Annotated in this window: 31 protein-coding genes and 1 tRNA gene; 27 read left to right on the top strand and 5 right to left on the bottom strand. The window is 57.4% G+C overall.

Annotated elements, in window-relative coordinates; genetic code table 11:
* Positions 1-4: 4 nt before the first annotated feature.
* From PVA19_RS00960 to fliQ, 11 genes are all read left to right on the top strand, one after another.
* Positions 5-1,240 carry a chemotaxis protein gene (locus PVA19_RS00960; RefSeq protein ID WP_274100891.1) on the top strand — a complete coding sequence of 412 codons (1,236 nt, stop codon included), beginning with the start codon at positions 5-7 and terminating at the stop codon, positions 1,238-1,240.
* A gap of 1 nt (position 1,241) precedes the next feature.
* Positions 1,242-2,711: a flagellar hook-length control protein FliK gene (locus tag PVA19_RS00955; protein ID WP_274100890.1), complete on the top strand. Its 1,470-nt coding sequence runs from the start codon at positions 1,242-1,244 to the stop codon at positions 2,709-2,711.
* Positions 2,641-3,222, top strand: coding sequence for a transglycosylase SLT domain-containing protein (locus PVA19_RS00950; protein WP_112955827.1), 582 nt, complete (start codon positions 2,641-2,643; stop codon positions 3,220-3,222). Before PVA19_RS00955 ends, PVA19_RS00950 begins: the two co-directional genes overlap by 71 nt.
* 281 nt (positions 3,223-3,503) lie before the next feature.
* The gene (locus PVA19_RS00945) at positions 3,504-4,175 is read left to right on the top strand and encodes a response regulator transcription factor (protein ID WP_062426080.1); all 672 of its coding nucleotides are present in this window, start codon (positions 3,504-3,506) and stop codon (positions 4,173-4,175) included.
* A 216-nt stretch (positions 4,176-4,391) separates the two neighbouring features.
* A complete protein-coding gene (locus PVA19_RS00940; RefSeq protein WP_062599320.1) occupies positions 4,392-5,660 on the top strand; it encodes a flagellar hook protein FlgE in 1,269 nt (422 codons plus the stop codon).
* A gap of 20 nt (positions 5,661-5,680) precedes the next feature.
* A complete protein-coding gene (flgK, locus tag PVA19_RS00935; protein ID WP_274100889.1) occupies positions 5,681-7,123 on the top strand; it encodes a flagellar hook-associated protein FlgK in 1,443 nt (480 codons plus the stop codon).
* A gap of 1 nt (position 7,124) precedes the next feature.
* The gene (locus PVA19_RS00930; RefSeq protein ID WP_274100888.1) at positions 7,125-8,138 is read left to right on the top strand and encodes a flagellar hook-associated family protein; all 1,014 of its coding nucleotides are present in this window, start codon (positions 7,125-7,127) and stop codon (positions 8,136-8,138) included.
* Positions 8,139-8,192: 54 nt separating this feature from the next.
* The gene (flaF, locus tag PVA19_RS00925) at positions 8,193-8,540 is read left to right on the top strand and encodes a flagellar biosynthesis regulator FlaF (protein WP_062426076.1); all 348 of its coding nucleotides are present in this window, start codon (positions 8,193-8,195) and stop codon (positions 8,538-8,540) included.
* Complete coding sequence (flbT, locus tag PVA19_RS00920; RefSeq protein ID WP_062426075.1) at positions 8,537-8,983, top strand: flagellar biosynthesis repressor FlbT; 447 nt, start codon at positions 8,537-8,539, stop codon at positions 8,981-8,983. Before flaF ends, flbT begins: the two co-directional genes overlap by 4 nt.
* Positions 8,977-9,390 (top strand): flagellar hook assembly protein FlgD, encoded by a 414-nt coding sequence (gene flgD / locus PVA19_RS00915; protein ID WP_062426074.1) that lies wholly within the window; start codon positions 8,977-8,979, stop codon positions 9,388-9,390. The genes flbT and flgD overlap by 7 nt, the downstream gene beginning before the upstream one ends.
* 104 nt (positions 9,391-9,494) lie before the next feature.
* Entirely contained in the window at positions 9,495-9,761 is a 267-nt protein-coding gene (gene fliQ, locus PVA19_RS00910) for a flagellar biosynthesis protein FliQ (protein WP_062426073.1), read from the top strand.
* A gap of 243 nt (positions 9,762-10,004) precedes the next feature.
* Here fliQ and PVA19_RS00905 read toward each other — a convergent pair whose 3' ends face one another.
* On the bottom strand, positions 10,005-10,265 hold the full coding sequence (locus tag PVA19_RS00905) for a hypothetical protein (protein ID WP_274100887.1): 261 nt from the start codon (positions 10,263-10,265) through the stop codon (positions 10,005-10,007).
* A 318-nt stretch (positions 10,266-10,583) separates the two neighbouring features.
* Here PVA19_RS00905 and PVA19_RS00900 point away from each other — a divergent pair, with 318 nt between their 5' ends.
* Positions 10,584-10,844: a hypothetical protein gene (locus tag PVA19_RS00900; RefSeq protein WP_274100886.1), complete on the top strand. Its 261-nt coding sequence runs from the start codon at positions 10,584-10,586 to the stop codon at positions 10,842-10,844.
* A 58-nt stretch (positions 10,845-10,902) separates the two neighbouring features.
* Here PVA19_RS00900 and PVA19_RS00895 read toward each other — a convergent pair.
* Positions 10,903-10,977: transfer RNA gene (locus PVA19_RS00895), tRNA-Thr, on the bottom strand.
* Between the two features lie 153 nt (positions 10,978-11,130).
* Between PVA19_RS00895 and PVA19_RS00890 the strand changes: the two genes are divergently transcribed.
* From PVA19_RS00890 to yacG, 9 genes are all read left to right on the top strand, one after another.
* Positions 11,131-11,352: a hypothetical protein gene (locus tag PVA19_RS00890; protein ID WP_274100885.1), complete on the top strand. Its 222-nt coding sequence runs from the start codon at positions 11,131-11,133 to the stop codon at positions 11,350-11,352.
* Positions 11,353-11,527: 175 nt separating this feature from the next.
* Positions 11,528-12,820 (top strand): UDP-N-acetylglucosamine 1-carboxyvinyltransferase, encoded by a 1,293-nt coding sequence (gene murA, locus PVA19_RS00885; RefSeq protein WP_062599324.1) that lies wholly within the window; start codon positions 11,528-11,530, stop codon positions 12,818-12,820.
* Positions 12,821-12,998: 178 nt separating this feature from the next.
* Positions 12,999-13,436 (top strand): DUF2948 family protein, encoded by a 438-nt coding sequence (locus PVA19_RS00880; protein WP_274100884.1) that lies wholly within the window; start codon positions 12,999-13,001, stop codon positions 13,434-13,436.
* 144 nt (positions 13,437-13,580) lie between these two features.
* The gene (hisD, locus tag PVA19_RS00875; RefSeq protein ID WP_274100883.1) at positions 13,581-14,879 is read left to right on the top strand and encodes a histidinol dehydrogenase; all 1,299 of its coding nucleotides are present in this window, start codon (positions 13,581-13,583) and stop codon (positions 14,877-14,879) included.
* Positions 14,880-14,882: 3 nt separating this feature from the next.
* Positions 14,883-15,356, top strand: coding sequence for a UPF0262 family protein (locus tag PVA19_RS00870; protein ID WP_062426066.1), 474 nt, complete (start codon positions 14,883-14,885; stop codon positions 15,354-15,356).
* Positions 15,357-15,358: 2 nt separating this feature from the next.
* The gene (locus PVA19_RS00865; RefSeq protein WP_062426065.1) at positions 15,359-15,838 is read left to right on the top strand and encodes an arsenate-mycothiol transferase ArsC; all 480 of its coding nucleotides are present in this window, start codon (positions 15,359-15,361) and stop codon (positions 15,836-15,838) included.
* Positions 15,839-15,945: 107 nt separating this feature from the next.
* Positions 15,946-16,164, top strand: a complete 219-nt coding sequence (gene infA, locus PVA19_RS00860) for a translation initiation factor IF-1 (protein WP_027673809.1) — start codon at positions 15,946-15,948, stop codon at positions 16,162-16,164.
* Positions 16,165-16,194: 30 nt separating this feature from the next.
* On the top strand, positions 16,195-16,818 hold the full coding sequence (locus PVA19_RS00855) for a Maf-like protein (protein ID WP_062426064.1): 624 nt from the start codon (positions 16,195-16,197) through the stop codon (positions 16,816-16,818).
* 5 nt (positions 16,819-16,823) lie between these two features.
* Complete coding sequence (gene yacG, locus PVA19_RS00850; protein WP_144621707.1) at positions 16,824-17,039, top strand: DNA gyrase inhibitor YacG; 216 nt, start codon at positions 16,824-16,826, stop codon at positions 17,037-17,039.
* 76 nt (positions 17,040-17,115) lie between these two features.
* On the opposite strand, the gene PVA19_RS00845 is transcribed toward yacG, so the two are convergent.
* A complete protein-coding gene (locus tag PVA19_RS00845) occupies positions 17,116-19,296 on the bottom strand; it encodes a DUF1217 domain-containing protein (protein WP_274100882.1) in 2,181 nt (726 codons plus the stop codon).
* 315 nt (positions 19,297-19,611) lie between these two features.
* On the opposite strand from PVA19_RS00845, the gene flhA reads away from it, so the two are divergent.
* The 6 genes from flhA to PVA19_RS00815 are packed head-to-tail and all read left to right on the top strand — an operon-like array spanning position 19,612 to position 24,381.
* A complete protein-coding gene (flhA, locus tag PVA19_RS00840; RefSeq protein WP_062426061.1) occupies positions 19,612-21,702 on the top strand; it encodes a flagellar biosynthesis protein FlhA in 2,091 nt (696 codons plus the stop codon).
* Entirely contained in the window at positions 21,699-22,451 is a 753-nt protein-coding gene (fliR, locus tag PVA19_RS00835; protein ID WP_062599331.1) for a flagellar biosynthetic protein FliR, read from the top strand. Before flhA ends, fliR begins: the two co-directional genes overlap by 4 nt.
* 5 nt (positions 22,452-22,456) lie before the next feature.
* Positions 22,457-22,867 carry a hypothetical protein gene (locus PVA19_RS00830; RefSeq protein WP_082447257.1) on the top strand — a complete coding sequence of 137 codons (411 nt, stop codon included), beginning with the start codon at positions 22,457-22,459 and terminating at the stop codon, positions 22,865-22,867.
* A 40-nt stretch (positions 22,868-22,907) separates the two neighbouring features.
* Positions 22,908-23,462: a rod-binding protein gene (locus PVA19_RS00825; protein ID WP_274100881.1), complete on the top strand. Its 555-nt coding sequence runs from the start codon at positions 22,908-22,910 to the stop codon at positions 23,460-23,462.
* 23 nt (positions 23,463-23,485) lie between these two features.
* Positions 23,486-23,851, top strand: a complete 366-nt coding sequence (locus PVA19_RS00820; RefSeq protein ID WP_062426057.1) for a hypothetical protein — start codon at positions 23,486-23,488, stop codon at positions 23,849-23,851.
* The gene (locus PVA19_RS00815) at positions 23,848-24,381 is read left to right on the top strand and encodes a hypothetical protein (RefSeq protein WP_274100880.1); all 534 of its coding nucleotides are present in this window, start codon (positions 23,848-23,850) and stop codon (positions 24,379-24,381) included. Before PVA19_RS00820 ends, PVA19_RS00815 begins: the two co-directional genes overlap by 4 nt.
* A gap of 281 nt (positions 24,382-24,662) precedes the next feature.
* Here the strand turns inward: PVA19_RS00815 and fliP are convergent, their stop codons facing one another.
* Positions 24,663-25,400 carry a flagellar type III secretion system pore protein FliP gene (fliP, locus tag PVA19_RS00810; RefSeq protein ID WP_062438746.1) on the bottom strand — a complete coding sequence of 246 codons (738 nt, stop codon included), beginning with the start codon at positions 25,398-25,400 and terminating at the stop codon, positions 24,663-24,665.
* A complete protein-coding gene (locus PVA19_RS00805; protein WP_062599333.1) occupies positions 25,397-25,945 on the bottom strand; it encodes a flagellar basal body-associated FliL family protein in 549 nt (182 codons plus the stop codon). The genes fliP and PVA19_RS00805 overlap by 4 nt, the downstream gene beginning before the upstream one ends.
* Between the last annotated feature and the right edge of the window lie 40 nt (positions 25,946-25,985).

The following is a 25,985-nucleotide window of genomic DNA, read 5'->3' as shown; positions in this document are numbered from 1 at the left end:
GCGGATGATGAGAGCCACTCATATTGCTGGATTGTTGATGGGGGTGTCCTGGCTGCTGGCGGCTGGCCAGGCCGAGGCCCAGAGCGACCTGCCGCCCGCCAAGATCTTGCGGTCTCTGCAGTTCGTGCAGGATTCGGTCGTCATGGGCGATCATTCCGCGCGCGACATGCAGAAATTTCTGCTGAGCGCTTTCGACACCACGTTGCGCACCTCGGACATGTCGGTCTTTTCCGACACGAAGAACGCTGACGCGGCGCTGATCTACATCATGAGTGGCGGAAATCCCGCGACGCTGAACTATCTCGTCGCCAAGGACGTGCAAGGATACTTCGATTCACGCGTGGTCAACGTCCTGCAAAAATATCTGAGCGGTCGTGGCGGCCTGGTGGACAAGGTCGTCTCCGACCTCATTCCGGAATATCGCAACAATCGCCTGGGGCCTTACCTCATGCTGATTGCGGGCAATATCGCCTATACCAAAGACCCGGCTGCAGCCCTGCCATTCTTCGACGATGCCCGGTTGAGCGCGCCAGGCACGATCATCGAGGAAGCCGCACTGCGCCGCTCCATCATGGCGACGATGCAGTTGAAACAGCCCGACAAGGGGATGGTTTACGCGCGCAAATACGCCGTCCGATTTCTGCATTCACCCTATGCGTCGCAGTTTGCCGATCTCTTTGTCAGCCTCGCCATCGATAGCTTTGGCCCGGTGACGACCAAGGACATTGGTGAGATCGCCGAATTGATGGATGCGGAGAGAGCGCAGGAAATCTATCTGCGCATCGCGCGGCAAGCATCCCTGCAAGGCAAGATGGAGCTTGCCCAGTTCGCGGCAGAGAAAGCCAATGGAATTGCTGAGGACACGGGTGACACCACCCGTGAGCCTCTCTCCAAGCTCTATTCGGGGCTGTCCGACATATCAGGACAGGATGTTCTGGCCGCACAGGAAAAGCTGGCGAGCATCCCGGAATCGGAACTTTCGCCGCGTGACCTCGCGCTACGCAACGCGGCAAAAACCATTGCGGAACAGATTATGCAGCCGCCGTCTATAGCAGCCGCGACGACTGTTTCGAGCAGTAGCGGCCCTGCGACCGAGGGTATCAGGGCTCCTGCGCCCGCCGGAAAGACCGAGGAGGCTGCGTCTCAGGCAGCCGATGCGGCGCCGCTAAAGACATTTTTCGACAAGAACCGCGCTCGATTGAACGAGATCGACTCCATGCTGAAGCAGGAAGGGGGATAATATGAACGTCCTGAGCAACTTGGTGCCGAGCCACGCCGAGGCCGTAAAGGTCACAAATGGTCGGGACCGTGGTGGATCCTCCAAACAAGGCGGATCGGGCTTCTCGGATGCGCTTGGCGCTGCGGGTGACCGCACTGCGCGGCAACCTGCAACGGCGAACAGTGCCAACGCCGATTCCAAGGCGCAAGATAGCGATAAGGCCCAGAGCACACCGTCCAGCGCCGCGTCGACCGATACGAAGCAAACGGTCAGCGATCGCCCTGCCGATAAATCTCAGGATGCTGCGCCAGCCCGTTCCACAAGCGTCGACGACAAGCAACCACCCGCTGAAGGCGAGGTTGTCGATGAGGCGGCGCAGAGCAAACCTGCTCTACTGCTGAAGCTCGTCGATACGAGCGTGAGCGTTCAAACTGCGCCTGTTGCCCCCGTCGGCGCGGAAGCCCCGACCGAGACCGAGGAGCCTGCTACGTCACTTGCAGATCTGGTCAAATTCATCGAGACGTTGACGAAGGCCACGAACACGAGTGAAGTGCCGGTTGAAGGCGACAAGGACGATACGGACAGCGACAAACCTGCAGACGATGCAGATCTGACCAACGTTGCCAGCACGAGTGCCGACCTGATGTCGCTTCTCGCAGCCACAACCGCGCCAAAGGAGCAGCCTGTGGTGCCGGTGCATGCCGAGGCAAAGGCCAAGCCTGCTGATGGCGCTGCCTTGCTTTCCGTGGCTCCACCATCCGAAGACGATCTGGCCATGCCCACGACCGTGGTAAGGCTTTCCAAGGGGGATGCCCCGGCGATCGATCTCCAAATCGCATCGCATGAGGATGGGTCGCTGAAGGTCGATGCATCCCTATCCTCTGCTCCGAACGTCGATGTGGTGCAGGTCCTTGACAGCAGGCGCTATCTTGCTCTCTCGCCCACCTCGAATGCCGCCAACGTGACGGCGTCGATGGCAACCGACCCGGATTGGGCAACCGCAATGGCGGCCAAGACCAGCGGAGCGCCTCTGGTGACGTCCACCGGGCAGGTCGTTCACACGCTCAAGATTCAGATGAGCCCGGTCGAACTCGGTCATGTGACGGCCGCCATGAAGCTGGTTGGCGATGAGTTGAGCGTTCACCTGACGGCCCATACGCTGAAAGGCTATGCCGAGCTGCAGAAAGACAGCTCTGCCATTCTGGATGCCCTGAAGTCGCAGGGCTTCAGCGTTGACCAGGTGACCGTTTCGCTTTCCTCCACATCCGACCGTCAGGATAACACCAACAGCAACACCAATCGCCAGCCGAACGATCTGAACCAGCAAGGCGCACAGCAGGGCCAGCGTGGCAACGACGATCGATCGCAGGAGCAATTCTATCGGCAGACGCGCCAGAGCGCGCCCGAAGAGGTCAATGGCAATGATATTTCGGTTCAGCCTGAAACACTTCCTCGCGATACCAGCGCTCGTCCTGACCACGTTTACCTGTGAGGCTTCCCAGCCTACCGCAGCGGTCGAATGCGAGCGGCAGATTCATGATGCCGCTGGCCAGTATAGTATTCCCGAAGGAATATTATATTCGGTGGGGCTGACGGAAACGGGACGCAAAGGCTCGCTCAGCCCCTATGCGATCAACATCGAAGGCAAGGCTTTTTTTCCGGAAAGCAGGGCGGAAGCCTATCGTCTGGTAGAGGAAGCGCGGGCACGTGGCGCGAAGTTGATCGATGTCGGATGCATGCAGATCAACGTCTATTTTCATGGGGCGGAGTTCAGGTCGATTGGCGAGATGTTCGAGCCTGCGAAGAACGTCGCCTATGCTGCGCGCTTCCTGAAGCAGCTCCACGATCGGCATGAGACCTGGACGATGGCGGTCGCAAGATACCATGCCGGCCCCAATAATGACCCCGCGCAACAGCGCTATGTCTGCCGGGTCATCAGCAATCTGGTCGCAACGGGCTACGGTCAATGGACCGCCAACGCTCGCAAATTTTGCCAGGCTTAACCAATCCTAAGTTGCATCACCGAGTTTCATTTTTGCCCGTTTTCGAATTGCGGCAAGAATGGGCCAAATTAGGTGAGTCAATCCCCCTATTATCTTCCACAGGTTTATCCCATGAAAAAATATCCCATTTTTGGTTAACGCATACTAGATATAGTCCAAATCGGCACAGTATGGTTAATCAACTATTAATAATTACCTGTGTTTTCCTGTAATTGTGAGAGATTCGCCCGATTCGTACACCCTAGGACGTAGGTGAGCTACACTGATTCGGAGGCGGACGAATGATCGTGGTAGTTGATGAGCGCAAGCTCGTTAAGGAAGGGTATACAGCCCTGTTTGGACGAGAGGGGATACCCTCGACTGGATTTGATCCAGCAGAATTTGGAGAATGGGTGAACACCGCAGCGGATTCGGACATCGCTGCGATTGAAGCATTTTTGATTGGTCAGGCGGATACAACGTATGAACTGCCAAGAACGATCCGTGATCGTTCCCAGGCACCTGTCATTGCGGTCAGCGATCAGCATTCTCTCGATGCAACACTGGCCTTGTTCGATTGCGGCGTCGACGATGTCGTCCGCAAGCCAGTACATCCACGTGAGATCCTGGCACGGGCGGCAGCAATTCGCCGCAGGCTCAACGTCATCACGCAATTTACCGATGTCGGTCCCATCCGGGTTTTCTCCGATGGTCGCGATCCGGAAGTGACGGGCGAGGTCTTCCCACTGCCGCGTCGTGAACGACGTATCCTGGAATATTTAATCGCGAACCGCGGTCGTCGCGTTTCCAAGGCGCAGATCTTCAACGCGATCTACGGCATCTTCGACGAGGAAGTCGAAGAAAACGTGGTGGAAAGCCACATCAGCAAGCTTCGCAAGAAGCTGCGCAAGAAGCTCGGCTTCGATCCAATCGACTCCAAGCGGTTCCTCGGATACTGCATCGACTGGTCCTGAACGGCATCGCGGGTTCAAAACGCCCGCGATTTTTGTTTATTCATTTCAGCAACATCATTCTCGAAGACCGGCCCGCGCCGGTCTTTTTCGTTTCTGGGCTTCGCTACGTCTCCATGTCCCCCAACCGCGCTGAAATTTTCCGTGGTGGAGAAAACAGACAGCCTCACGCAAGGCCCGCATCCTAACGTCATCAGGAACAGGAATAGAGGATTCGACATGAGCCTTTTTGGAACGATGAAAACTGCTGTATCCGGCATGGGCGCTCAGGCAAACAAGCTCGGGACCGTCGGTGATAACATCGCCAACGCCAGCACCACTGGCTACAAGAGCGCATCGACCTCCTTTTCGACGCTCGTTCTGGGCGCGAACGGCGGCAACTATAATTCCGGCGGCGTGATGACGAAGGTCAATTACTCCATCACGCAGAACGGACCGTTGCAGTCGACACAATCGCCGACCGATATCGCCATCCAGGGCGATGGCTTCTTCGTGGTCGAGGACCCGAGCGGCAACGTCTTCCTGACCCGGGCAGGCCAGTTCGTGCCTGACGACGACGGCTTCCTCGTCAATGCCTCCGGCTTCAAGCTCTTGGGCTACAAATATGATGGCACCACGCCAACCACCGTCGTCAACAGCTATGACGGTCTCGTGCCTGTCAATGCGTCTGCCGACGGCATGCAGGCGACCGCCTCAACGCTTGGTTCCTTGACGGGCAACTTGTCCTCGTCCGCGCCGATTGTGGCTGCTGGCAACCGCCCCAGCGCGAACAACACCTCGGTGGTTGTCGACCAGATCAGTACATTGAAGACGTCCGTGACGGGGTACGATCCGCTCGGCAATTCGGTCAAGTACGACTTCTACTTTACGAAGACGGGCGACAACGAGTGGGACGTTACCGTCTATGACTCCAAGTTCGCGACAGATCCGGGTGGCTTCCCGTACACTCAGCCAGCGCTGCTGACCGAGACATTGACGTATGATGCTGGAAAGCTGGAAAACGATCCTCCGACGATCACCCTCGCCGATGGCGTCAACGACATGGACGTGACATTCGATCTTTCGGGAATGTCTCAGCTTGGTGCAGACAAGTCGACCATCTCTAAGGGTGGCGTGAACGGTAACGCGGCTGAAGCGGTTCAGTCGATCTCTATTACGGCTGACGGCACGGTCTACGCGACCTACGCCAAGTCCTCGCCGCGTCCGCTTTATCGTGTGCCGCTGGCCGATGTGGCAAGCCCGGACAATCTGAAGGTTCTCTCCGGTAACGCGTTCCAGACGACCGCCGAATCGGGCGTGGTCACCTTGGGCTTCGCCGGTCAGACAGGCTACGGCTCCATTGCGTCCAAGCAGCTGGAACAGTCGAACGTCGATATCGCCAACGAACTGACGGAAATGATCCAGGCGCAGCGCAGCTACACCGCCAACTCGAAAGTCTTCCAAACAGGCTCCGATATGATGGACGTCCTCATCAATCTGGCACGATAACGGTTTCTGGAGACGGGTGAATGGCGCTCAGTACGACACTTAACACGGCTAAGGCCACTCTGGGTAACACGTCACTCTCAAGTGCCGTCGTTTCGAATAACATTTCGAACGCAAGCTCAAGCGACTATAACCGCCGCGCCGCTGTCACCACGGTCAATACGCTGACGGGAGCAATTACCGTCAAGATCGAGCGTGCCGAAGATAGCGCTCTTTTGAAGCAGTATCTTTCCGCCGCTTCCGATGATGCGGGCAAGCAGAAGTTCCTGGCAGGTATGAAGTCGCTGAGCGTGGTGATGGGCGGTGAGGAATACACCGCGGCCCCGTCCACCTATCTCGCATCCCTGCAGAATGCCCTGAATACCTACGCCGCATCGCCAACGGACATCACGCTGGCCTCTGCTGTCGTCAGTGCCGCTACCGATACGACCAATGCGTTGAACACCTCCACCAAGGCTGTTCAACAGTTGCGGGTGGATGCCGACAGCGAAATCGATTCGACAATCACGCGGCTAAACCAGTTGCTGAAGGATTTCGGCGACGCCAACGATCAGGTCAAATATGCGACCCAGGTTGGACGCGACCCGAACAACGCGCTCGATAAGCGTGAAGGCCTGCTCAAGGAAATATCCGGGATCATCGGCATTTCCACCGCGACCCGTCCGGGCAATGATGTCGCCATCTACACGACGGACGGCACCACCCTTTTCGAAACGACGCCAAGAAAAATTTCCTTCGAGTCCCGCGCCGCTTATGATGCGGATACGACGGGTTCCGGGATTTTCATCGACGGCGTGATGGTCAAGACCGGCTCTGGCAGCAACACCACGGCGAAGGGTAGCCTTCCGGCACTTCTGCAGCTGCGTGACGAAGTCTATCCAACCTATCAGGCACAGCTTGACGAAATCGCCCGCGGCCTTATGGGGACGTTTGCCGAACAGGATGGGAGTGGAAATCCGGTTGCCGGCCTGTTCACCACCCGTGACGGCTCGACCGTCGATTTCGAAACACCACAGAAAATCCCGGGTCTTGCCGGCCTGATCTCTGTTTCAGCCGATGCGGTTACGATCCCGACGAAGCTGCGCGATGGCGACATTGCGGGCGTCAGCCCGAACGTGGACGGATCGAGCGGTTATTCCAACGTCCTGTACAAATATGCGACCGCAATGAACACGCCGATCGAATTCGATCCGGCGGCAGGCATTTCGAGAAATACGACGTTGCTAAGCTTTGCGACGGATTCGGTCGGCTTTGCTGAAGAGTATCGCAGCAACGCCACGTCGGCGGCGGATAGTACCTCTGCGATGCTGACGAAATCGAAAGAGGCCTACTCGAACGCGACCGGCGTCAATCTTGATGAGGAGTTGATTCAGCTTCTCGACATCGAGCAGTCCTACAAGGCTGCGGCGAAGCTGATGACGACGGTCGATGAACTTCTGAAGACACTGTTGGCGACGGCGAACTGATATGAAAACCACCTCGATCTCATCCCAAAGCGTTAGCACGGCCATGCATTTGACGGTGTCCAATGCGCAGGCTGAAATCAGCAAGTTGCAGAAGGAAGCCGTCACCGGTACCTATTCCGATGTCGGCGTGGAACTTGGCACGCGGACCTCGACGAGCCTGGACTACACGCGTGAAAGCAAACGCCTTCAGTCCATCGTCGACTCGAACTCCGTGGCCGAGCAGCGCATGGATGCTTCGCAGCTGGCGATGAAGAACATGTCGGATTCCGCCCAGACTCTGCTAAATTCGGTCATCGCGCTCAGCGGCAATACCGACGCAAGCAGCCTCGGTGTGGCGAAGACGACCGCGATGTCGGTGCTGGAAAACTTCACGAGCTACGCGAACACCGCAGTCAACGGCGAGTTTCTGTTTTCGGGCATCAACACCGACGCGCAGACGCTGGATGATGGGTTCATCGGCAACATCACGAGCAACTTCAAGTCGGCTTTCGACACTGCCTTTCCAGACCCATCGACGGCCTCTGCCAGCGACGTTGCATCCTTCCTGCAGAACTACCAGGATAATTTCGACTGGCCGTCCTGGACGAACGCTTCCGATACGGCCATGAGCAGCCGGATCAGCACCTCGGAGACCGTCTCGACATCCGCCAGCGCCAATGAATCCGGGTTCAAGAACCTTGTCCTGGCGACGGTCATTTCCTCGCAGCTGGTCGATGCCGGTCTCGGCCCCGACGCGCTTTCGGTGGTCAACGACGCCACGACGAAGCTCGCGGGTTCCGCCATCTCCAACATTGATACCCAGCGCGCAAAAATCGGCTTGTCCCAGGAGCGAGTGGAGAAGGCGAATACCTATATGAGCGCGCAGAAGACGATCATCGATACCCAGCTGACCGGTCTTGTCGGCATCGACACCTACGAGGCGTCGACCCGCCTTACGACCCTTCTGAACCAGGTCGAGACGTCATATACGATTACATCGAAGATTCAGGGGCTTAGCCTCGTCAATTTCATCTAGCAGGAATAATTCCGCCGATGACGGGCGGCACATCGGGCCATGAAGGAAAGATAAATGTTCCAGTTTTCATATGCGGAGATCATGGAGGATGACCCCCATATTGCCCGCAACAGGGAGAGACAGGTCCTTGAGCGATCTATCGAACTCCTGGAGGTCGCCAAGCGACAGGAAAAATATGGCAAGGACGGGATCGAGGCGATTTTCTACACCAGGCGGGTCTGGACACGCTTCGTAGATGATCTCCAGCAGCCAGAAAATGAACTGCCGGTTGAACTCAAAGCCAACCTCATTTCCATCGCCATCTGGATTCTCAAAGAATGCGAGCAGATACGCAAGCGTAATTCGACGAACTACCAAGGCATTATTGACGTGACAACCATCATCAAGGATGGACTTAAATGAAAAGTACACTGCGGATTTCCTTGAAGTCTGGGGAAAAGATCTTCATCAACGGCGCCGTTCTTCGCGTCGACAGGAAGGTTTCCCTGGAATTCCTCAATGATGTGACATTTCTCCTTGAGAACCATGTGTTGCAGCTTGAGGATACGACGACACCTCTGCGGCAGCTGTACTTCATCGTACAGATGATGTTGATCAATCCGGAAGGCAAGGAGCAGTCCCTGACACTCTTCCGCAAGTCGATCACCATGCTGCTTGCGACCTTCAAGAACGAAGAAATCCGTTCTGAGCTGAAGCGCATCGACGCCACCGTCTCGTCGGGCCGTCCCTTCGATGCACTGAAGACCATCCGTGGTCTTTACGCCAAGGAAGAGACCATTCTCAACAGCCATGAAATCACGCCGGCCGTTGTCAACGAATTGCGAAGGGAAATCGCACCATGGTAGACGCTGTAGCGAGTGCCACATCGACACAGACGACCTCTGCATCGAAAACCGACTCCAAAAAGGCGTCGCTGGATTACGACAACTTCCTCAAGCTCTTGATCACGCAGATGAAGAACCAGGATCCGACGAATCCAATGGATCCAAGTGCGCAGGTCGCCCAGTTGGCAACCTTCTCGCAGGTCGAGCAGTCGATCAAGATGAATACCAATCTGGAAAGCCTGATCTCTGCATCGTCGCTGTCGAACGCGTCTTCCTATATCGGCAAGACGATTACCAGCGCAGACGGCCAGACCAGCGGTGTCGTGAAGTCGGTGGAAGTCACCGCCGAGGGCCTCTCCGCTACCACCGTTGCCGGCTCGACGATTGCAATCGGCCAAGGCATCAAAATCTCGCAGACGGCGTCTTAACGCCTTCTGTCGAATCATATAGCATCTTTGATGGTCGCATCATGCGGCCATGCCCACCGTTTCAGGTTCGGCATCCTTTAGCCGAATGAGACGAGCGGACCGAGATGAACGAGGCAGACGCTCTCGATATCATGCAAAATGCGATATGGACCGTGCTCATCGCATCGGGTCCTGCGGTTCTTGCCGCAATGACAGTCGGCATTATCATCGCATTCGTGCAGGCCCTGACCCAGATTCAGGAAATGACGCTGACTTTCGTACCGAAGATCATCGCCGTCATGGTGGCCATCGCCTTTTCAGCGCCGTTTGTTGGTGCACAGATCTCCCTCTTCACCAATCTGGTGTTCTCCCGCATCCAGTCGGGATTCTGATCTGGTCCAAGCGACTGCGTTCGTTGGTGTCTCGATTGGCGTTTCTATCGTGTGATGGGGCAGCGCTGCAGTTTCGGACGCTGAAGGCTGCGTGTTCGTTGAGGCTTCCGTTTCAGGAGGAGGCGGTGCGTTTCCAAGAGTTGTGAGGCGGGACTGCTCATCTTGCTTTTAGATCGATAACGCATATCGTCCCTCTCGTACCACAGCGATAACTTCAGCAGGAATGGGTCGGTCCCCATTCTGTCATGTAGGTGATCGCCCCTGCATACCGCCGCCATAAGCGATAAAGCGCTTGCCTTCGTCAGTCAGAACAAGGCGAGGCGCGCCATTCGAAGCGATTTCTCGCACAAAGGCTTCTCTTTCAAGGCTAGCGACGGTTGAAGTCGAGATGCGCTTGTCACCAACCAGCCACACCCGACCCGAACGCCGTTGATAACGATACTGGTGGATCGCCGACAACGAGCGGATTGCACTTCGTGAAAGCTGTTTTTCACCAGATGTCATTATGACTGCTCCTATGAATGTTCTCTCTACGTTCATGTGATGATGGCTGCATTAGCTTTCAAGTGCGCGTCGCGTCATGTTCAGGCTATGGAAGGAAGGCTTTCGAGGATTCCTGGGTTGCGCTCGTCTCTGCGAGGATGGGCGCGTGAATCTCGTATCGAACCGCCAAGGCACGCGATGACGAGACTTCGGCCACCGGGGTTCCTGCGGGCGTATTGAGCCCGCGTCACACCAGCTTAGCCTAGCCTCAGCGTTCCTCGTCCACCATATACATCCATCACCCGAAGCCGTGGCTCAAATTGAAAGGGAAGACGCTGAATGGCTTACAACGCAAAGCCTGGAGATGTTTGTTTGTTTGAAAACGAAAAAGCTGGGCACGAAACCGCTCCTGACCATCGCGGCTATTTCATCGCAGACCGCGATATCAAGGCAGGAGAGAAAGTCGAGCTCGCACTCTGGGCAGGACGCTCGAACAGCCTACGATCGTTTAGCGGTCGCCTCTCGGCCCACAAGAGTGGAGGTTCTCCACAGCCTGAACCCGTCGATCTTTTCGGCAATCCAGTTAAGCCCAAAGCATAACGACGGTCGCGCGCCACCAGCAACCGAGCGAAAAAATCTTTATAGTGGGAGAAACAAATGGTGCTGCGAAAGAGGATTGAACTCTCGACCTCTCCCTTACCAAGGGAGTGCTCTACCACTGAGCTACCGCAGCATCTGTCGTCGAAGCGCTGCCTCGACATCAAGTGGGCGCCTATTGCCATAGGTTTTTGATGAGCGCAAGCATCAAAGTGCGACTTCACCATACCTTTCTGAAAAAAGCGACGGACACTGTTGGACCGCGCGAAATTCGTTTATGACACCGCTTATGGACGATGATCACGATGAAACCCTGCAAAAGCCGCTGGCATCCGGGCAAACTGGACCCGGCGAAAAGGCAAAGCAGCGAGAGGCGGAGCGCAAGGCGCGGGCTGCAAAGAAGCTGCGTGAAAACCTTGCTCGCCGCAAACAGCAGTTGCGCGCCCGCCGTGCAGGTAACGAAGACGATACAATCGGACTTCCTGCCGCAAAAACGAACGAATCGTGCTGACAAGAACAGACCGGGGAAATTGAAACGGACAGGGGTTTCATCTTTCGCGTCGACTCTTGTCTGAGTGGGCGGCATCAACTCTTTTTCAGCTGTGCTGCCGTTTGTCGGCAGGCCGGCACCAACACATGCCTCGACGGCACCAAGGAAAGGCGAGCGCAAAGCTCGTAAGGGACGAATGGATCGCATCAGAATCACAGGTGGGAACGAGCTGAACGGCATCATCCCGATTTCCGGCGCCAAGAATGCAGCACTGCCGCTGATGATCGCATCGCTGATGACCAGCGATACGCTGACGCTGGAAAACGTGCCGCATCTGGCAGACGTCGAACAGCTGATCCGCATTCTCGGCAACCACGGCGTCGACATTTCCGTCAATGGCCGTCGTGAAAGCCAAGGCGAAAGCTATTCCCGCACCGTGCATTTCACCTGCCGGACGATCGTCGATACGACCGCTCCATACGAGCTGGTCTCCAAGATGCGTGCAAGCTTCTGGGTCATCGGCCCGCTTCTTGCCCGTGAGGGCAGGGCGCGCGTTTCGCTGCCCGGCGGCTGCGCCATCGGCACACGTCCCGTCGACCTCTTCATCGAAGGACTGGAGGCGCTTGGCGCCACCATGGAAATCGATGGCGGTTACATCAACGCGACAGCGCCCGCCGGCGGTCTGATCGGCGCCACCTATACCTTCCCGAAAGTCTCCGTTGGCGCAACGCATGTGATGCTGATGGCGGCAACGCTCGCCCGCGGCACGACGATCATTCACAACGCGGCTCGTGAGCCCGAAGTTGTTGACCTTGCCCAGTGCCTGACTGCCATGGGCGCGAAGATCGAAGGTGCCGGCACCTCCACCATAACCATTGAAGGTGTGACGTCGCTCTCCGGCGCCCGTCACCGGGTCCTTCCAGATCGTATCGAAACAGGCACCTATGCCATGGCGGTTGCGATGACGGGTGGCGACGTTCTTCTGGAAGGCACGCGCGCATCGCTGCTGGACAACGCCATCGATACGTTGCGGCTTGCCGGCGCAACCATCACGGAAACAGAGAGCGGCCTGCGCGTCGTGCGCAACGGCAATGGCATCCGCCCGGTCGATGTCGTTACCGAACCCTTCCCCGGTTTCCCGACGGACTTGCAGGCGCAGTTCATGGCGCTGATGACGCGTGCCGATGGCGTTTCGCACATCACCGAAACCATCTTTGAAAACCGCTTCATGCACGTTCAGGAACTTGCCCGCCTTGGCGCCAAGATTTCTCTGTCAGGCCAGATGGCCCGCATCGAAGGCGTCTCCCGCTTGCGCGGCGCGCCTGTGATGGCGACCGACCTTCGCGCCTCCGTCTCGCTGGTCATTGCCGGACTGGTGGCTGAGGGCGAAACCATGGTGTCGCGCGTCTATCACCTGGATCGCGGCTTTGAGCGTCTCGAAGAGAAGCTGAACCGCTGCGGCGCGAAAGTCGAGCGCGTCAGCGATTGATCGTTCATCGCCGATTCTCGATGAGGGGGCCTTGTCCGTTGAAGAACCGGCCCCGACTGCCTATCTCCAGATCAACCACTTGAACGACGACGCAAATGCCGCGTGCGGCACGCGTCGTGTTTCACACATGTTGAACGCGAGATAGCGGACCTGTCCGCGAGATGAGGACCAAGAGACGATGAGCGGCCTTAAACTCATGGCGCTGGATGGCGAAGACCTTGCCATCATTTCTACCCACATGCAGGACAGCGTCTTCAAGTTGAAAGACGTGTCCTTCGAACCTCGGCCCGGCCAGTTCGTTCTCTCAGCCAACCGGTTCGTCTGGGAACACGGCGCCAAAAAGAACCATCCACCAGAACGCTGCCGCTCTGCCCTGGTTCTCAAACGCGTGTCGGCGGTCCGCTCCAGCGGCATAAACCGCACCGACAAGGAGCAGGTTCATTCCCTCCTCGCCATCCGCTTCATCCAGAAGGGAGAGGGTCCCGATGGAACGATTGAGCTGACGCTTTCCGGCGGCGGCGCGATCGCGCTCGATGTGGAATGCATCGAGGCCCAACTGACGGATCTCAGCGGTGCATGGGAAACCGACTCCCGCCCCTTCCATCCGGCAGACTAAATCTTGAGCTGACGAAGCGGGCAGGGAATTGCCTTGCCCGCATGTTTCGATTTATGCCACATACCCATGTGCCGTCTCATCGTTGGGGCTGCAGAGAATTTTGCCTCGCACGCATCGCGAGGCTCTCGAAAAGGGTGACGTGAAGTGGCAATCTGGCTGGAGCAATCCTCTTCTGATTTCGAACAGGCTTTCGCCGCGTTCCTCACGACGAAGCGCGAGGTTTCGGAAGATGTGAACGCCGTCGTTCGTGACATCATTGAGGATGTTCGAAAGCGTGGCGATGAGGCGTTGGCCCATTACTCGATCAAGTTCGACGGCCTGGATTTCTCTAAAATCTCGATGCGTGTCACGGAAGCGGAAATCGACGCCGCCCTTGCCGAAGTCGATCCTGCCGTTCTCGATGCTTTGAAGTTTGGAGCCCAGCGTATCGAAAAGCACCACGCGCGTCAGATGCCGAAAGACGATATCTACGAAGACGATATCGGGGTCGGCCTCGGTTCCAGATGGACAGCGATCGAGGCTGTCGGTCTTTACGTTCCAGGCGGCACGGCAAGCTATCCAAGCTCGGTGCTGATGAACGCCGTTCCGGCCAAGGTCGCAGGCGTCGAACGCATCGTCATGGTCGTTCCGGCCAATGCCGGCAAGATCAATCCGGCGGTACTGGCTGCAGCGCGCGTCGCAGGCGTTGAGGAAATCTACCGCATCGGTGGTGCACAGGCCATCGCAGCGCTTGCCTACGGCACTCAGACCATTGCACCCGTCGCCAAGATCGTCGGACCGGGCAACGCCTATGTGGCTGCGGCCAAGCGCCATGTGTTTGGGACGGTCGGCATCGACATGATTGCCGGACCCTCCGAAGTCTTGGTGATTGCCGACAGACACAACGATCCGGATTGGCTCGCGGCCGATCTTCTGGCCCAGGCTGAACATGATTCGGGCGCTCAATCCATTTTGATCACCGATGATGCGGAGCTGGGCCGCGCTGTCGAAAAGGCTGTCGAGCGCCAATTGAAGCAGCTTTCCCGTTCGCAGACCGCCACCGCCAGCTGGCGCGATTTCGGCGCGATTATCCTGGTGGATGATCTTGCCGCCTCGATCCCGCTTGCCAACCGCATCGCCGCTGAACACCTGGAACTTGCCGTCGATGACCCCGATGCGCTGATGGCGGGTGTTCGCAATGCGGGCGCCATCTTCGTTGGCCGCCATACGCCTGAAGTGATTGGCGACTATGTCGGAGGATCGAACCACGTCTTGCCCACCGCCCGCTCGGCACGCTTCTCGTCTGGTCTGTCAGTGCTCGATTTCGTCAAGCGCACGTCGATCCTGAGGCTAGGCCCAGATCAGCTGCGTCAGCTTGCACCCGCTGCCATCATGCTTGCCAATTCCGAAGGGCTCGATGCGCATGCGCGATCCGTCGGCATTCGCCTCAATCCGGAAGGGTAGCAGATGGCGGCAGGCGACTTCAGACTCTGCGACGTGGTGCTGGATGAGAGTATCGGTCGATCCACGCCTGATGTGGAGCATGAGCGCGCTGTCGCGATCTTCGATCTGATCGAGGAAAACAGCTTTGAGCCCATTGGGCATGTGGGCGGACCGTACCGGCTGAACATCTCGCTGGTGGATGCAAAGCTCGTCTTCTCCATCACCACGGAGGAGGGGACAGATGTGGCCACGCACATTCTGTCGCTCACGCCCTTCCGCCGCATCATCAAGGATTATTTCCTGATCTGCGAGAGCTACTACGAAGCGATCCGGTCTTCGACGCCCAGCCAGATCGAGGCGATCGATATGGGCAGGCGCGGTATCCACAATGATGGATCGCAAACGCTGATGGATCGTCTTTCGGGCAAGATCAAGATGGACTTCGATACCGCACGCCGCCTCTTTACCCTCGTCTGTGTCCTTTATTGGCGAGGCTAGGCATGGAAGGTCCGGCCGCTCCAGACTTGAAAGACAAGGCCCCGCGCGCCATATTATTCATGTGCGGCATGAACTCCATCCGTTCTCCCATGGCAGAGGTCATCGCCAAGCAGATCGTCGCTCCCGGCATCTATATCCAGTCCGCTGGCGTCAGGGCAGGCGATCGCGACCCCTTTGTCGATGCGGTTCTGGACGAAGCCGGCCTGACGCTTGGCAAGCACAAACCGCGCACCATGGATGAGATCGAGGACGACTTCTTCGATCTGATCATTACCTTGACGCCAGAGGCCCATCACGCCGCACTCGAGTTGACGCGGTATAACGCGCTTGACGTCGTCTATTGGCCGACCATGGATCCGACGGTGGAAACGGGCTCCAGAGAACAGAGGCTGGAAGCCTATCGCGAGGTTCGCGATCACCTGAAAAAGCTCATTTCCGAGCGCCTGCCGCAACGCGCGCAGCCATTTTCGGAAACGCTTTAAAGCGGACGACAATTTAGGTTCACAAATGTGCGGCGATTGTGTAGTTTCCGCGCAATTTTCCCGGGCACTTTACGCCTGGCATCATCAACAGGAAGAAACAAACCTATATGACAAAAGAAGAAGTCCTTGAATTCCCGGGCGTCGTGACCGAACTCCTGCCCAATGCGACGTTCCGTGTGAAGCTGGAAAACGAGCATGAGATCATTGCTCACACGGCGGGACGCATGCGCAAGAACCGTATCCGCGTTCTCGCTGGCGACAAGGTCCTGGTCGAAATGACCCCTTACGACCTCACCAAAGGCCGCATCACCTACCGTTTCAAGTAATCGCCCGATAGATCGGACGGCTGGCAGAGCATGACAGACCCAAAACAAAAGCTGATTCTGGCTTCCGGATCGCCACGCCGTCTTGAGCTCCTGCATCAGGTGGGTATCGAACCCACACGCCTGATGCCGATGGACATCGACGAAACACCCGCACGCCTCGAACACCCCCGCACACTCTGCCGCCGCCTGTCTTTGCAGAAGGCACAGGCCGCTCACAAAGCGGTCAAGGGCGAACTGGCCTGGCGGGATGCCTATATTCTCGGTTCCGATACGGTGGTCGCCGTCGGTCGCAGGATCGTTGGCAAGGCCGAATATATCGAGGACGCTTCGGCGGCGCTCCATCTCCTCTCCGGCAGAAGCCATTGGGTCTATACGGGCATCTGCCTGATCACGCCGAACGGCAAGGTGCGTCAGAAGGTGGCCGAAACCAAGGTCCGCTTCAAGCGTCTGTCGCAGTTCGAAATTGAAAACTACATCGCGTCCGGCCAATGGCGCGGCAAGGCTGGCGCCTACGCTATCCAGGGTATCGCCGGCTGCTTCGTCCAGAAGCTGACGGGCTCCTACACCAATGTCGTGGGACTGCCGCTTTACGAAACGGCCGCACTCCTGGCGGGCGAGGGCTTCGAAGTCACGTCGGGCTGGCAGGAAGGCTGAGAAGCATGACGTCCGATCCCAAAATTACGCCTCTTCGCAAGGCACAGCCATGCCCCGAATGCGGCAGGCCCTCGACCCGCGAAGATTATCCCTTCTGTTCCGATCGCTGCCGGTCGCTTGATCTATCCCGTTGGCTGAACGGCTCCTATGCCATTCCCGTCGCCGATGACGAGGAGCTTGCGGACAACCAGCGCCGCACGGATAACGACAGCGATTATTGAGCGTGGCTTCGGCTGCTACCGCAGCCGCTTTCGCTTTTCGAGGACGCTGACGCAACGCGAGTTCAGCCGGACCCTATCAACCCGCTCTGAGCTGAGCGACCGCCAGAAGCGTATCCGCACTGATGGAGGCCGACCGTCCCAGGAGGCTGAGCGACGTTGAGGTCGGACCGTTCTTCTGCGTATCGTAAAGCGCGGTAAATCGTTTGACGATCTTGTCGACATAGTCCGGATCGCCGAGCTTCCCAACATCGATGTATTTCTTCACCAGATCGGCTTGCTTGGCCACGTCGATATTGCCAATGGCAGTCGGCAGATTGTAGGCGGTCTTGAAAAAGGTGAAGAGCGCCTTGTCGCTGATGATGGAGTAGGGGCTCGTAATTTCGGGTGCCTTGCGCTTGAAATACAGCGCCAGGCGGACGCCGTCATTCTGCTCGCCCTGCTGCACTTCCAGTGTCTGCTGCAAATACTGGTTGGTCGTCTCCAAAATCGCGCCGCGCTGTTGAACGCCTTCGGTCGCCGTTGCATCCAGCTGTCCCTTGGCGCTGAAATTGAAGGACGCGACGATTTCTGCAAACTTGCCGTTGCTCTGTGTGTTGACGAAGCTTTTCGGATCGGAAAGGTCCGACTTGAACATCCTGCGCAGATCGGTGGCCGTGACCTCTTTCGGGTCGAGACCATTGGCTTCCAGCACGAATTTGGTCAGCCGGCTATCCGCCAGGAACTGATCGGCGGTCTTGATCCCGGCAATCGTCGAGGTGTAGTAGGCGATTTCCTTGTCCGCTGCCTTGGACGCATTTTCCTTGGCTGTACCGGTCAAAGCTCGGAGCTTTACGGCTTTGTAGTCTGCAGTCACCTGGGCCACCATGCGCTGCGACTGCGCGGTCAATGGTGCTTCCGTTCCCCCATCGGCGGTGAAATTGAAGGCCTTGACGAGGTTGACATAGCGGTCGTCGTCCAGCCTGTTGACGTAGCTTTTCTTGTCGGTCACGTCGCTTGAGAGGATTTTCTTGAGTTCGGACTTGGAGACCTCATCCGGATTGATGCCGAAGGCGCGCAAAGCCACGTCCCAGACTTCGCTGACCTCGTCGTTCTTCTTGTCGTCGTCTTTCTTGTTGGAGACGAAGAAGTCGTCCAGCTTCGTCATCTTGGCGATACGGGTTTCGTAATTCGTGACCGCATCCGCGATCTTCTTGTCCGCGTCCTTCCTGAACTCAGTTGTGTACTGCTTTGCTACCGCTGACATCTGTTCGGGCGTCTGCGCGCTCGTGCCGGCAGGAAGAGTCCCGTCGCTGGAAAACTCGAAGGCGTCGAGCAGCTTGGTGTTGCCGTAGGTCTGAGCGAAGTTTTGGCTATACATCAGGCTCGCCACGCTGCTTGCAAGCATGGTGGGATTGAGGCCGAAAGCCGTTTTGACATAGGCGACGAGACGGCTATCCTTGACGAGATCCTGCGCACTCTGGACCTGGGGAACATGCTTGTCCCAGTAGCGCTGATTGGCATCCAGCAATGTGGCTGACGGATAGGTCGACATGCTGGCAACGTAATCGAGCTTCAGATCTTCCGTCTGGTCGGCGGTCTGTGCCTGACCGTTGACCGTGCCGTCCGCTTTAAAATTGAAGAACCCGGTGAGCTTTTTCCAGGCAGGATTTTTCGCCTGGTTGGCAACGCTGTCGGGATCGGCGAGATCGCTTGTCAGAACCTGTTTCAGATAGGCCTTGGAGGTGAAGGTCGTATCGAGACCGGCCGAATCCAGGACATAGGTGCGAAGCCGCGTGTTGTTGACCAGATCGTCGACATTGGTGATCGCGCCGATCTTGGAGGCGAAATAGGCAGCCTCTGTCTTGATATTGGTCTCTTCGGTCTGGAAGGAGGCCTTGTAGGCATCGGTCGTGCTATCGGCCTGCGCCGTGCTCTGCGCCACCTTGGCATCGCCCTTGAAGTTGAAGGCCTGGGCCATTTGAAGGTAGCGCTTGTCGGTCAGCGTATTGGCAAAGCTCTTGCTGTCGCTGAGATCGCTGTCCAGCACCTTGCGCATGAAGGCTTTGCCATAGGTCATTTCCCCAAGGCCATAGGCCTGCATCGCATAGGAATAGAGACGGTAATCGCCGAGCAAGTCGTCGACGGTCTTCACCTTACCGATATTCGCTTCGTAATATTCGGTATCGCGCTTGACCGGAGCCTGGCTCTCGACCTTGGAGAGAGAGGCCTTCATATCTCGATTGACGGTGAGATAACTGCTGTATGTCGACAGAACCATGACGAGCCCTAGTTCGTTGAAGACCCTTCATGGTCGACGGATACGCGGTCATGGCGCAAATATTGAACTCGATCATATTACAAGATGACGGTTGACCAAAGCTAAAAATCCATTTCAGCCCATTGAAATGCGGAAATTGCGGGCCTTTTGCACCTTGTCGGGTCTCGCGCCCTCTGCTCGCCCTGTCTCCATTCTCGCGCAAGCTTGACCCATTAAGCCTCGGTCGTTGATCTGCGTCCAACGGGTCGGCAAGGCCTTTTCATGATGGAAAGGGTCCGGACGTCCTGCCGGTTCTCATGATGAGATGGAGTTAGAATGGCTACCCCGCCCAGCGTAATGCCACTTCCGAAAGTCGCCCCCAGAGGGCGCGACATTGGGTTTGCAGCGGGCATCGTTGCCATTTTGTGCATCCTGTTCCTGCCGATCCCGCCTTTTATCATCGATATGGGACTGGCATTCTCGATTGCCTTCTCCGTGCTGATCCTGATGGTGTCGCTCTGGATTCATCGTCCGCTCGACTTCTCCTCCTTCCCGACGATCCTGCTGATCTCTACCATGATCCGTCTCGCGCTCAACATTGCGACGACGCGCGTGATTCTGTCCCATGGTCACCAGGGCCACGATGCCGCCGGCGGCGTGATCGCCGGCTTCTCGAGCCTCGTCATGTCCGGCGACTTCGTCATCGGTCTGATCGTCTTCCTCATCCTCATCGTGGTGAACTTCATCGTCATCACCAAGGGTGCCACGCGTATCGCCGAAGTCGGCGCGCGCTTCACCCTGGACGCCATCCCCGGCAAGCAGATGTCGATCGATGCGGATTTGTCCGCCGGCATCATCAATGAGAAGGAAGCGCAGCTTCGCCGTCGCGAACTGGAAGAAGAAAGCTCCTTCTACGGTGCGATGGACGGTGCGTCGAAGTTCGTGCGTGGCGACGCCGTCGCCGGCCTGCTCATCACCATGATCAACATTTGCGGCGGCATCATCATCGGTGTCTTCCGTCACGGCATGCCGGTCAGCGAAGCGGCGGACGTTTTCGTCAAGCTCTCCGTCGGTGATGGTATCGTCTCGCAGGTTCCGGCGCTGATCGTTTCGCTCGCGGCCGGTCTTATCGTCACGCGCGGTGGCACGCTCGGCTCCACCGATACTGCCGTCATCAACCAGTTGAGCGGCTATCCCAAGGCGCTTTCCGTCGCTGCCGGCTTGATGTTCATTCTTGCCCTCGTTCCGGGTCTGCCCTTCATTCCCTTCATGTTCCTCAGCGGCCTCTTGGCACTGGGTGCCTGGTTCATTCCTCGCCAGCTGCAGCGCGAACAGGATGTTGCTCGTGCGGAAGAAGACCAGAAGGCAGCTGACGCCACGCAGGCCGAAAGCGAGACGGTGAAGAGCGTTCTGCGCACCACGGAAATCGAGCTCGCACTTGGCAAACAGGTCTCGCCACGCCTTCTTGGCGCGCACCAGGAGCTGGGCTTCCGGGTGGGCAAGATGCGCAAGAAGTTTGCCGCGCAATACGGTTTCGTCGTGCCTGAAATCAAAGTCACCGACGATATCGCCATTCCCGACAAATCCTACCAGATCCGCATCCACGGCACGACGGTCGCGGCCAACACGCTGCGCGTCGGGGAAGTGCTGGTCATCACCGGCAAGGGCAGACGTCCATCGGTTCCAGGTGACGATGTCAGAGAACCCGCTTTCGGCATGCCGGCAGTTTCGGTGCTGGAACATTTCGTCGAAGATCTGCGGCGCGAAGGCTTCCACCCGATCGACAACATTTCGGCACTTCTCACACATGTCAGCGAAGTCATCCGCAACAACCTGCCGATGCTTCTCTCCTACAAGGACGTCAAGGTTCTGATCGACCGGCTCGATCCGGAATACAAGAAGCTCGCCGACGAGATTTGCTCGTCGCACATGTCCTATTCCGGCCTTCAGGCAATCTTAAAGCTTCTCCTGGCAGAGCGCGTTTCCATCCGAAACCTGCACTTGATCCTCGAAGCCGTGGCGGAACTGGCCCCACATCTGCGCAAGACCGAACAGATCGTCGAGCATGTCCGTATCCGTATGGCGCAGCAGATTTGCGGCGACCTCTCCGACAACGGCGTTCTGCGCGTTCTGCGTCTCGGCACCAAGTGGGACGTCATCTTCCAGCAGGCACTGAAGCGCGATCCGAAGGGCGATGTCATCGAATTCGATATCGATCCGCGCCAGGTCGAAGAGTTCTCCAACGAGGCGACCCAAGTAATCCGTGAATACATGGATGTCGGCCTGCCATTCGTGCTTGTCACGCTGCCGGAAACGCGCGCATATGTAAGAATGATTACGGAACGACTCTTCAGCACCTTGCCGGTGCTGTCGCATGTCGAACTGGCAAAGGGTACGGAAATCAAGATCCTCGGCTCCATCTCATGATTTCTGACCCGCAAGGAACCATCATGGCGCTGTTCCTGGCTTTCTGCCGGATCGGTTCCTGCCTCATGGCGATGCCTGGCTTTTCCTCTGCCAGGCTTCCCGTCCAGATCAGGCTCTTCCTTGCGCTGACGCTTTCCATCGCTCTTTTGCCGCTGCTCTGGGATGTCATCTATCCCGTCACGCAGGGCAACACGGTAACCTTCTTCCGGGCCATGCTCTATGAGACTTTCATCGGCACGATGTTCGGCCTGATCGCCCATCTCTATCTCTTGGGAATGCAGTTTGCCGCAACCGTTATGGGTACGGCCATTTCCTTCACCGGCCCGCCCGCCCAGGACGTGCTGGAAGATACCTCCGAAAGCCAGCTTGCGGCCATGCTGACATTCGGCGTGTTGCTTGTGCTCTTCATTCTGGATTTTCACCACGTCATCTTCAAAGCGCTGGTGGAATCCTACTCGTCGATCCCGCTCGGCGGACCGATCTCGGCCCAGCGCATGCTGATCACGCTGACCGATACGCTGGTGGCCTCGATGAATGTGGCGATCCGGGTGGCAAGCCCCTTCATCCTCTTCGGCTTCCTGTTCAACGTGGCGATCGGTCTGATCAACAAGCTCGCACCGCAGATTCCGGTTTACTTCATCTCTACCCCCTATGCTCTGGCCGGCGGTCTGCTGCTGCTCTATTTCGGCATTGCCGCGGTGATTAACCAGTTCGTCAATGGCTTCTTCCTCGTTTTCTCGAACATGTGAGTGAGATGGCGGATCTTTCCAAATCCAAGAAACTCGACAGGCTGGTGAAGGTGCAGGGGCATCTGACGAAGATGGTCGAAAACGAACTTGCCATCACCACGCGTGAGCGCGCAGAGCTTGCCGAGAAGATCGAGACACTGTCCGGCTATCTGACCTCCTATGATCCGCTGCACCAGGACATGCTGAAACATTACGTCATGCGACATAGCCGTCTGATGGCCCGTGATGTCCGTCTTGAATCCATCCAGGAAGCGCAGGAAACGCAGCTTCTGAAGGAAACCAAGAAGGGCGAGAAGCTGGAAGACAAGCGCGACAGCGCCCGCGAGGACGAGGCGAGGGTGCGTGACGACAACAGCATCTATGAACTGATCGATCTGCAGATCAGCATGAAGGCCTCCAGCCTCCAGCAAGGTTAGGCGCCTATCGTCATCCGATCAAAACGGAAAGGATGACGACGTGGCGATTTCTCCTCCAAGCGATCTTGTGCTTGATGTGGTCAATGCGGCCGACCCGATGCAGGTCTCCGCGGCCCGTGAAAAGCTGCGCGCGGTGAGCGCGACGCGGGAAGCTTCGGTCCTGACTGCCAGCAATGCCGGCTTTGAGTCCGCGATCAACAGTATCGAGACACCAGCGAGCAAGGCGGGCCTCGGAAACATCCACAGGCCGGAGCATCACGAAAAGATCCCTGAAACCTACCGCAAGTTCGAGGCGAGCGTTCTCAACACGTTTATCCAGAACATGATGCCATCCGATACCGAAGAGGTTTACGGCAAGGGCTCCGCAGGCGAGTTCTGGAAAGGCATGATGTCCGAGCAGATGGCCGACGAGATGTCCAAGAAGGGCGGCATCGGCATCGCCGAGCAGGTCTATTCGCAGGCGCTGCAGCGCCAGCGCAATGCCGCACCCGTCTCTGCCGTGAGTGAAGACGACAAGAAGATTGCCATGAGCATGGTCACTGACTTCCAGCGACGCATCTTCTCCGACACCGAAACCAAAAAAACCAATAGCTGAGTCAGGCGGAGCGCTGAAGTAACATGGAAATTGTCAACAACGACTACAGAATTCAGGCTGTGCTTGGTCGTCTCGAAGCGGTCATCGACAACGAGAACGCTAGGATCGGCAAAGAACCTGACTTCGACTTCAAACTGTCGAACGCCCATAAGAGCCGTTGCCTCTACGAACTCACCATGCTGATCCGCGACGTCGAAAGCCCCAAGATCGCCGAGGTGCATCGTCAGCAGATCCTCGACATCAAGGAAAAGCTCGCCATCAATACCCGCCGCGTCGAAGCGAGCATGAAGGCCGTCAAGGCGGTCGTTGAGCTGCTGAAGGACGCGCAGAAGAATGCCGAGGACGATGGCACCTATTCGCTGCAACAGTTCGCTCGTGAGGCGCAATGATAAAGCTGATTGCCACAGGGGTCCTGGTGCTTGTCATGACCCTTGGCGGCGTCTTCGCCGCCGTCAAGTTTGGCCAGCCCCCCGCGGATGATCACAAGGTCGACGCGCCGCCGCCGCCGCAATATGTGCAGGGCGATCTCATGACGCTGCCTGTCCTTTCCAATGGCGCGGTGGCCGGCTACTTCCTGATACGCTCTACGCTTCTGGTCGACTCCGTCATCATGAAGGACGTCAAGGCACCGATGACGGCTTATATGACGGACGAGCTTTTCGGCCTGCTGGTCGGCGACAAGATCCTCGACCTCAAGGAGGTCGGCAAGTTCGATGTCGCAGGCTTCAAGACCAAGATCAAAGACGGCATCAACGCCCGTATGGAAAAGCCGCTTGTCCGCGACGTGATGATCCAGCAGATGGATTACATTACCAAGGAGATCCTGGACGCCAGGGACTCCACCCGCAAGCCGCAGAAGATCGTGATCAACACCGATCCCGAGCCGCCAAAGGCGGTAGCAGCCAGCCCATCCCATTGACGGCCATGGAGCGGTCGGGCGTGTCGCGGTTTCCCCCGCAAACGCTCCTCGTCTTCTCAACTCCGCCCGGTAACGGAAGCTCCGTTCCCGGACGAAGCTTATGGAGACCGCCTGTCCGAAAGAGCGGAATCCATCTTCCCGGGCGCGTTGGCAGAGGCCGCAATCGCGCATCAATGGTAGGGGCTGTCTGACTCTAGCTCAGCCAGCCGGGGCAGATGAAAAAGTGGGAGTGGCGGGCGTCGGCCAAGCTGCTGCGGCTGCTCGACCTCGCGCGACGTGCGTCAATAAAAGGACCGCACCAGCGAGCCGACCAGCAGGTTCCAGCCATCGATCAGCACGAAGAACAATATCTTGAATGGCAGTGAGATCGAGGTCGGGGGCAGCATCATCATACCCATGGCCATCGTGATCGTTGCCACCACCATGTCGATGACAAGGAAGGGCAGGATGACGAGAAAGCCGATTTCGAAGCCGCGGCGGATTTCAGACAGCATGAAGGCCGGCACGAGGATGCGATATTGCGGCTGCGTGCCATTCATCGTTTCCTGGCCGCGCTCGCTTGCAAGATCGACAAAGAGTGCAAGATCTTTTGGGCGCGTATTGGCAAGCATGAAGGTGCGGAAGGGTTCTGCCGCCCTCTCGATTGCCTGCGCCTCGGTAATCTGGTTCTGCATCATCGGCTGGATGCCATCGTTCCACGAGCGCTCGAAGGTTGGCGCCATCACGTAGAACGTCATGAACATCGCCATGCTCGTCAGGATCATGTTGGATGGCGTTGTGCCAAGCCCCATACCGGATCGAAGAATGGAAAAGGCGATGATGAAGCGGGGAAAGCTCGTGACCATGATCAGGATGCCAGGCGCGATCGAAAGGATCGTCAGCAATCCGAAGGTACGAATGATCCATGCCGCGGCGGAGCCGTCGACAGGCAGATTTAACAAATCTGCCGGTGACTGCTGCGCAAAAGCAAACCCTGGGATCAGGGCGAAAGCAATCAGGCAGATAAGGGTGCGAATCATTCTATCACGAAGGTTTTGAATAAAACCTTGGATACGCGCCCTTTCGTCCTGAGGTCAACGATCTCTCTCAGGTCATCCCTAAGATATTGAAAGCCACGCGGGCCTTGAATTTGCTGGAGAGGCACGGTTCTGATGTAGGCCATGAGCTCCTGATGGAGCTCCTGAACCACGGCCGGGTCCGAAGGACCATTAAATTGCAGTGCAAGTTCAAGCCTTACCCAATTTTCGGCAGGATAACCGAGATTGGTGATGATCGGATCGAGCGATACCAGGCTCGGACCTACGGGCGCGCCATGGCCATCCTTGGCCGGCTCGCCATGAGCCTCTGCTTTTGGTGCTTCGCCATGCTCTCCGGCCGCTGCAACTTCCGCTGGAGCCTCATGGGCCGGTGCGGCCGCAGCCGGCGGGGCGGGCACAAAGAGCATCTTGCCGACGAACCAGCCGCCGCCAAGACCCAGAAGACACAGCACCGCGATCGCGCCGATGGCCGGGATAGGCGAGCTCTTCTTCGGTGCCGGTCCTTCAAGTGCCAACTGGTCGGTCATAGGTCTGTTGCCTGTTTCTCAATTTGTACCCGGCTGGACG

Origin of the sequence: Agrobacterium sp. CNPSo 3708, assembly GCF_028674915.1 — a bacterium.
Taxonomy (GTDB): Bacteria; Pseudomonadota; Alphaproteobacteria; order Rhizobiales; family Rhizobiaceae; genus Agrobacterium; species Agrobacterium cavarae.
This window is presented reverse-complemented; position numbering and strand designations above follow the sequence as displayed.